We start from the raw sequence: 8,248 nt of genomic DNA, 5'->3' as shown, positions 1-8,248 counted from the left end.
AGTTATGTTACAACCTCCACAAGTTATTTTAGTTTTAATAGAGTTTTGATCTAGTGAAACATTTCCGTCCCCTTTTCCACTACTATCAGTTTCATATTTATATTTAACATTACCTTTAATTTCTGAAGGATCCCCTTTATAAATTAGAGTAAGTTCACTTGCTTCATTATTTCCATCATATGTATAGCCTTGGTACATACCCTTCCAATTTTCACTCTCACCTTTAAGGGTAAACCACTTATCATTAGAACAAGCTCCTAATATAAGGATTATTAAAACAAACAGGAATTTTATTTGTCTCATCGAATCCTCCTATGTATCTTATTTATATTCCCTTATATCCCCATTTTACTGTATTAAATTTATAGTGAGTACTAAAAAATTAATGAATATTAAATACATGTGTGGTTGACATAACACATCATTATCAGCAGTAACCAAATCCTAGAAAGCCATTCATACCAATAGTTTGTCAGCCTTCCGTTCCTTCCGCTGTATGCAAGATTTCATACAGCCCTGTCACAACAGCATTTGGCAGTTCAAACCGTTCTCGTAGCCTGCATGAAATCCTGTATATCCTTAGCGTATAAAATCCACGTTTTGTTGGCGAGACCTCAAAAAGAAGCGCAAAACGCACTTCTTTTCTTTGTAATCACTACACATCACATTATTAATATGATTACGGACAAGCCTTCTTGTTACTAAATAATGTTTCTTCAATTCTTGTTATCTAACCCACTCATTTTTCATTACTTTAAAATACAGCTTTTCAAATCCCCTAAAATACTTACTGTAAACGCCTAACGTTTCAATATATGTATTAATAACCTCGCTTAAATCAAAATGAACACCATCTTTAGCTAAGTCATAGCTATCATCCAGACTATATAAATCAAAATATTTAGCTTCCCAATACAATCCCCTGTTAACTAAAAGTCTAGTGGTACATTTAATTGATTCTTCAATCGTCAGTTCTTGTTTTTTTAGTTTTTTATGAATGACGGAAAGAGTTAATTTAACAGTGTATTCTTCATCAACTGTGCTACTAAACTCAAATAACTTCCCTTCAATATCATCTATCTTTGCTTTAGACATTAAGGATATCTCAATTATTTCATATGGCGGACTGTCACTTGCTTCAATCAATTTATCACACCATTGAATTACTTCAGTTTTACTCCACAACCCACAGCAAATCCCTAAGCCATAAATACGAGTTAATTTTCGAATTAAATCCAAAGTTTCTCACCTACAATTTTTCATATACATTTTTGTTTAATTTTAATAGATTATTATTCATTCATCAATTTATATATAATAAAGAACAAAGCACCCATTATGGGCGCTTAACTTTCCTGTCGTCAAAAACAAAGGCAACATCATCTTCTTCATTAGTACTTTCAATAACAACGTCATTCCTACTTTTTATTGAACGGTCCGGCTTTTATTTTCTTAGATGACCAAAATTGCTAGTGATTAAAATAACAGATGCTTTTCTTTAAGAAGAGTTTTAAAGTCGATTTCCAATGGGAAATCGATTTTGTTAGCATCATAACTCAGTAATCTTGAAACTCCTTATTTTATTCGGTATTTTGTACGTTAAGAGAACTTTAACCTGAAAAAATCTTAACAGTTATAAAAATTAACTAGCATCTATCCTAGTGGAATTCCCTCCCCTTAACCTGCTTTAACGTCGCTACTATAAGAAAGCTAACAATCACTAATAAGAGCCATGAACTCACCTTCCCTAGATGAACGAGACTCCATGTATCGGTTTGGTTTGGGTATTGCCAAGCTCCAAAGAACGTTGCGATATTTTCGGCTATCCATATAAAAAATCCGATGAGCACAAAAGAAAGTGCGAGTGGCATACGGTAACGAGTTCCATTAACCTCGTATGTGACCCATGATTGCCAAAAAACAATAATTACAAGTCCAGATAACCACCAACGAACATCAATCCAATAATGGTGAGTGAAAAAATTCAAATAAATCGCAGATGCAAGAAGTACAACTATTAAAAACGGTGGCCACTTAACCAGTTCAACCTTTAATCTTCTCCACGCCTGACAAAGAAAACTCGCCACACTTGCGTACATGAATCCGCTATACAAAGGCACTCCAAAAATTTTGAAATATCCTTCCTCTGGATAAGACCAGGATCCCATATGTACCTTAAAAAGTTCAAGAGCAAGTCCAATAAGGTGGAACAATGTGATAACCTTTAGTTCATCACGTGTTTCCAGCCCAGAGCTCACCATCCACCACTGCATCAGAAGACAGATGATAAGTAGCCAGTCATAACGTGGCAGGAAGGGAAGTGGCAGGAATTTTGTAAAAGCCAAAGAAGCAAAAATAACGAGAGGAAACAAACATGATAAGGCCTGCTCCCAACCGAAACGTACGAGTTGTTTTAGTGCTCTCATGATTTATGCCCCCATTTTCGAATGGTTAAATTCATAAGTAACTCCCCTTTTATAAAATCACTGAAAAAGAAATCTTTCTTTTCCTTTTAATGCTAAATGTCCCCACTTTATTAATCTTGGGTGTCTTCATCAATTCGATATTCTAAAATATCTCCGGGTTGACATTCTAATGCTTTGCAAATTGCCTCTAAAGTTGATAGCCTAATAGCTTTTGCCTTTCCATTTTTCAATATAGAGAGGTTAGCCATAGTAATTCCAACTCTCTCCGAAAGCTCCGTTACGCTCATTTTTCGTTTTGCTAACATCACATCAATATTAATAATAATTGTCATATCCTCCACCTCAGACCGTCAAATCATTTTCTGATTTTATGTTAATCGCTTCATGTAGAAGCCGTTGGAGGATAGTAGCAAAAACGGCGATAACCAACGAAGTAAAAATGATGAGGAGTGCCATTAATGCAATAGGAGGGTCAACTTTCTTCGCAATAAAATGAAAGAGTGGCAAACCTAATACATACAAACTACTGATTGTAATCGCACAGCACTTTATGTTCTTTAACACTTTTACAGATAATTCCGAGAACGCTGTGTTCTCGTCAATGTACCGTAAAAGATTGAAAGCCTGATAGAGAGCAAAGTAAAAAGGTATAGCCGCTCCATACATCACCATGAAAAAGAGATATTTCATTGGGGCAATATTTGGATACAATTTTGCTGCGAAATTCGCGATATGGGGCACTAAAAATATACATATAGCAAGAACTGGGAGTCCTATAATAAAAACAGCTATCTTTAAAAAGAGCGTTGATACTCGTTTCATAAAAAGCACCTCACTTATTTATTGTAAATTTGATTTTAACACCAAATTTATTGTTTCTCATTAAATTATTATCTTTTCGGATTATATTTTTATTGTTATGCGAATATCTTTTAATTTCAGACAAAGATAAAAATTATCATTACAAAGGAAGGCTCTCTCTTTCAACTATTTGTTTTATCTTCCCTTAACAACAAATAAGACGCTAAGCCGATCACGGCAGCGCCTAAAATAGTAATAGTAAATTTAATCAAACTTATTTACACTCGCATTTACTTGTTTTTTTGTTTCCAAACCCCATTCTTCTTGTGATAAGTATCCTTGCTAGTCATGAAATGAAATGAGCTACCAGGAATATAGTATTTCTTACGCTTCTTTTTTCTTTTCTTTTCTTTCTCTCCTTTTCTTTAGCAATCTCCTGTAAATCCACTTTCCATTGTCTTAATAAATCTTTTTTTCGCATCGGACTGTGTTCCCCTTGAATTGAATTAATCACCCAAGAGATATATACACTTTTTTAATCCAATTGTCTATATTATTCATATTACTATTTATTATGTAATTTATATATAATAAATAAGCACCCGTTATGGGCGCTTTACATTTCTATTGTTAAACAAAGTCAACATCTTCATTAATACTTTTAATAACAACGTCATTCCTACTTTCTATTGAAAGGTTCGGCTTTTGTTTTCTTTTTATTACTTAAAATTCACCATACTCATTTTCAGTTAAATAGTTTCAAAGTCTTTCATTATAATATAATGGTACTTTAAATATTTTTTTACTTTATTTGGATATGTACAATTACATAAAATTATGTATTATTTGGTCTAAAAAAGTCTTTTCATGTAGATTCATGTAGATTAAACTTTAAATATAATGGTTTTATGTTTTTGCTTCACCCTCTTCATAGGAGAAATGAAGGGTTGTTGTCATTTTCATAATAGTAAGCACTTACAAAATGTCCAATCATTTCGATATGTAATATTTCATAAAACATTGTTGATTTATTTTTTAAAATATTCAGGAGAAATAGACGAAATGCAACAGAATAATTTATCAGACAGGGAGAAAATGATCGTATGTATCCAAAATTTATTGATAAAATAGCGTTTTCGAAAGCGCATAAAGAGTTATTAATTAAACTGTATAATAAAGAAATTTCAAGAAGCGAGTATAATCAATTGGTAGATGCTTTTTATCGTCCACAACAAAAATAAATATGAAGTACGTGTTTATTTTTTTATATCTTTTATAATAACAAAGTTCGTTTATATCATTTTTGGGGCAATCTCTTCTGCTAGGTTGATGGACATGTGGCGGTACCCCACATCCATCAACTTAAGGATTTAGACTATTCTTAAACTTAAAAGCACGTTACTATTCTCTTATGTTAATGAGAAAGGGTGACGTGCTTTTTATGAATATGCATCAAAAACAAGAGCTGTCTTTATTTGCCGAAGAGTTATATCGATATATGTCTCCCGCTACACTTAATCAATTAGCTATAGAAGCAGGTGGAATGAAACGAAAACGTAAGTGCCATGGGCACCATTTTTTATCTTTGTGTGTATGGTTAAATCAACAAATCGCTACAACCTCTCTTACTCAACTTTGTAGTCAATTAGAAACTTCAACAGGAATTTTATTAAGTCCTGAGGGACTGAATCGACGATTTAACTCGGCTTCTGTAGCCTTCTTTCGAAATGTATTTACTACACTTCTACAAGCTAAAATTGGAGGATCATCTACAATTTCTCATTCTCTTTCTGCTTACTTTGAGCGGATTCGCATCCTTGATTCTACAACCTTTCAAGTTCCAGATCGATTCGCAGCTACTTATCCTGGTGCCGGAGGCTGTAGTCATACAGCTGGTGTGAAAATTCAATTAGAGTATGACTTGTTGAGTGGAGAGTTTTCTGATGTGAAAATTGAACCAGGAAAACGAAGTGATCAGGCATATGGGGCGACTCGAATGGACATGACACAAAAGAATGAACTATATATTCGTGACTTAGGGTATTTTCGTTTACAAGACTTTAAATCGATCCAAGATAAGGAAGGGTATTATTTATCGCGTCTTAAATTACCAACTAAAATATATAGAAAAGAATTCGAAACAGTGGTATTTAAAACAAAACCTGCTCAATTGAGACCGGTATATATACAAATTCATTTGGAAGACATCATGAACCAATTACAACCTGGCCAAGTGTATGAATTACATGATGTATATGTAGGGAGCAAAGACAAACTACCCACTCGCATTGTGGTTTATAGATGTACAGAGGAGCAAAAACAGAAACGTCTACATGATCGAGCTATTCGCGAAAAGAAAAAAGGGATTACATATACAGAGCGTACGAAACTTTTACAAGGAATTACGGTATATATGACAAACATTCCTACGGAATGGGTACCGAAAGAGAAAATCTATGATTTATATTCACTGCGTTGGCAAATTGAGCTGTTATTTAAAATATGGAAATCTTGGTTTCGAATTCATCGTTGTAAATCTATTAAACAAGAGCGATTAGAATGCCACCTTTATGGACAACTCATTAGTATCCTATTATGTTCTTCTACTATGTTTAAAATGAGAGAACTCCTGTTACGTAAGAAACAGAAAGAACTAAGTGAATATAAAGCGATGTACATAATTAAAGATTATTTCTTACTTTTTCATCAAGCACTACATAAAAACACCCAAGAATTATCAAAGATTCTCCTTCGTCTGTTTAACCTCCTACAGCGAAACGGACGAAAATCTCACAGATATGAGAAAAAAACAGTCTTTGATATTTTAGGTGTTGTGTATGAGTATACCACTTCTGCCCATCAGGTAGCATAGCGAAAAATTTGAAACCCGTCAGGGTTTATTTGATGTGCCTACTTTTATAACATCTATAAAAGATAATAAAAAACTACGTGGAAAGACCGCATTTTGTATAAAAATATACGTTAAGTTGATGGATGTGTGGCGGTACCCCATCGCTATCAAGCTAAGCTTATGCAAAGTCAATTTTAGACGAGATTGTTTCTTTTTTCTAAAGGGCAAGTGTAGTTGATTGAAAGATTTGCATACGAAATAAACCCTAGCGGGTTTCATTTTTTTGAATTAAGCGGCTTGATTATAAGACAGGGTACAATTGTAAACGACACCTAATATATCAAAGACCGTTTTTTTCTCATATCGATGAGATTTCCGCCCGTTTTGCTGTAGGAGATTGAACAGGCGAAGTAACACCTTTGATAACTCTTGGATGTTTTTTTGTATAGTTTGGAATAGAAGAAGAAAATAGTCTTTAATCATATATATGGCTTTATACTCACTAAGCTCTCGTTTTTTCTTCATGAGGAGCAATTGGCGCATCTGAAACATGATAGAAGAACAGAGTAGAATGGCAATCAACTGACCATATAGATGGCACTCCAATCGTTCTGGTTTTATCTTTTTACAATGATGAATTTGAAAGAATGACTTCCACGTTTTAAATAAAATTTCGATTTGCCAACGCAAAGAATACCAGTCATGTACCTGTCCCATCGGGACAATATCTGTAGGGGTGTTTGTCATATATACGTTGATACCACTGAGTCGTTTACTACGAGGAGAATACTTCATTCCTTTCTTTTTTTCTCTTACAGCTTGATCTTGTAATCGTTTTTGTTGCTGTTGTTTTGTTAATCGATGAACAATTACACGAGCTGGCACTTTATCAATCATTCCTACATAAGCATCAGCTATTTCACATGTTTGTCCTGGTTGAAGAGAGTTCATTAACGTTTCCATATCTATCTGTATATACTCTGTACCTTTCTTAATTCTTCCATCTTGAAAATAATCAGGGTTAGGATTTTTTTGATACATACGTGTATTCGACTTGATACGAGAGATATAGTAGGCCTCTTTATCTTGTATATATTGAAGGTCTTTTAAATGAAAATAACCTAAATCTCGGATACATAAATCATTCGCTGTTACAGTTGGAGCACACAGCGAGCCGTAAGTGCGATCATGTTGTTTACCTGGACCTGTATGAATATGTAGGAACTGTCCACTTAACAAATCATACTCAAGTTGAATTTTTATCCCAGCTGTATGGCTGCATCCTCCTGCACCTGGATAAACCGATGAAAATACATCCGGGAGTTGAAATGCAGTTGAATCTAAAATACGAATACGCTTGAAAACAGAAGTGTATGGAGAAGAAATCGGCATAGATGCGGCCATTTTTTTGCTTAATAGTTCGGCTAGTAGCTGTTGTAAAAGTAGGACGGCCGTCTTATTAAACCGTTGATTCAGTCCCTCAGGACTGATGAGTACTTCTGTTGATGCTTCCAAACAGCTAGATAATTGAGTTAAAGAAGTTGTAGCGACATTTTGGCTCATCCATACACATAAAGCGACTAAATCTTTTGCTTGGTATTTACTGGTTCGTTGTACGAAACCAACATCTCTAGCAAGATCGCGTAAGATATTTGGAGATAAAAAGCTTTGAATCTCTTGAGCAAATAGTTGTAGTTCATCAGATATAGAAATAGACATACAAAAAACGCCATCCTTTCCTATGATTCTACAGAAAGGATAACGTCTTTTTTACTTTATGGGTAGTGCTATTCCTTGTATGACTTCTTGTGATTTCGGTGAAAGTCGTGATGGTACTTCATTCTCCCCCTTCGAATCATATTGAACTCACATCCTAACCATTTTCCTTTCAAATAAAGTTTTTATTAAAATTGCTTTAAATCGTATGTCTTGATATATATAAATTTCAAAAATAATATTATAATTTAGTAAAATAATACTTTTAATACTAATTTTTCATGTAGAATAGGAGATTAAAAATGATAACTGATTACCTTTCAACTAAATACACTGTAATACTCTCTTGCATAGCCCTATTTCTGATATTTGTTGTAATAATGAATTTTATAAAGAAAAATTCAGATAAGAAAAACAAAAAAGAATTATAAACATGTTGGTTATTAGGGGTATC

At 33.7% G+C, this 8,248-nt stretch carries 8 protein-coding genes and 1 pseudogene; 2 read left to right on the top strand and 7 right to left on the bottom strand.

Annotated features, from left to right (window positions below):
- The 6 genes and pseudogenes from QUF93_RS01620 to QUF93_RS01595 form a co-directional block, all read right to left on the bottom strand.
- A partial coding sequence (locus QUF93_RS01620; protein WP_289361222.1) for a hypothetical protein occupies positions 1-303 on the bottom strand: 303 nt, incomplete at its 3' end.
- 423 nt (positions 304-726) lie between these two features.
- Entirely contained in the window at positions 727-1,239 is a 513-nt protein-coding gene (locus QUF93_RS01615; protein WP_289361221.1) for a protein kinase, read from the bottom strand.
- 419 nt (positions 1,240-1,658) lie between these two features.
- Entirely contained in the window at positions 1,659-2,426 is a 768-nt protein-coding gene (locus tag QUF93_RS01610) for a DUF817 domain-containing protein (protein ID WP_289361220.1), read from the bottom strand.
- Positions 2,427-2,536: 110 nt separating this feature from the next.
- A complete protein-coding gene (locus tag QUF93_RS01605; protein ID WP_289361219.1) occupies positions 2,537-2,758 on the bottom strand; it encodes a helix-turn-helix domain-containing protein in 222 nt (73 codons plus the stop codon).
- Between the two features lie 10 nt (positions 2,759-2,768).
- A complete protein-coding gene (locus QUF93_RS01600) occupies positions 2,769-3,248 on the bottom strand; it encodes a DUF2975 domain-containing protein (protein ID WP_289375171.1) in 480 nt (159 codons plus the stop codon).
- 269 nt (positions 3,249-3,517) lie between these two features.
- Positions 3,518-3,708, bottom strand: a pseudogene (locus tag QUF93_RS01595) (hypothetical protein).
- 622 nt (positions 3,709-4,330) lie between these two features.
- Between QUF93_RS01595 and QUF93_RS01590 the strand changes: the two are divergent.
- Entirely contained in the window at positions 4,331-4,468 is a 138-nt protein-coding gene (locus QUF93_RS01590; protein ID WP_000283272.1) for a hypothetical protein, read from the top strand.
- Positions 4,469-4,668: 200 nt separating this feature from the next.
- Positions 4,669-6,099, top strand: a complete 1,431-nt coding sequence (locus QUF93_RS01585) for an IS4-like element ISBce2 family transposase (RefSeq protein ID WP_080019313.1) — start codon at positions 4,669-4,671, stop codon at positions 6,097-6,099.
- A 267-nt stretch (positions 6,100-6,366) separates the two neighbouring features.
- On the opposite strand, the gene QUF93_RS01580 is transcribed toward QUF93_RS01585, so the two are convergent.
- Positions 6,367-7,797, bottom strand: a complete 1,431-nt coding sequence (locus QUF93_RS01580; RefSeq protein WP_289375169.1) for an IS4 family transposase — start codon at positions 7,795-7,797, stop codon at positions 6,367-6,369.
- Positions 7,798-8,248: the final 451 nt, after the last annotated feature.

It is taken from the genome of Bacillus hominis, from assembly GCF_030348325.1.
GTDB lineage: Bacteria > Bacillota > Bacilli > Bacillales > Bacillaceae_G > Bacillus_A > Bacillus_A hominis.
This window is presented reverse-complemented; position numbering and strand designations above follow the sequence as displayed.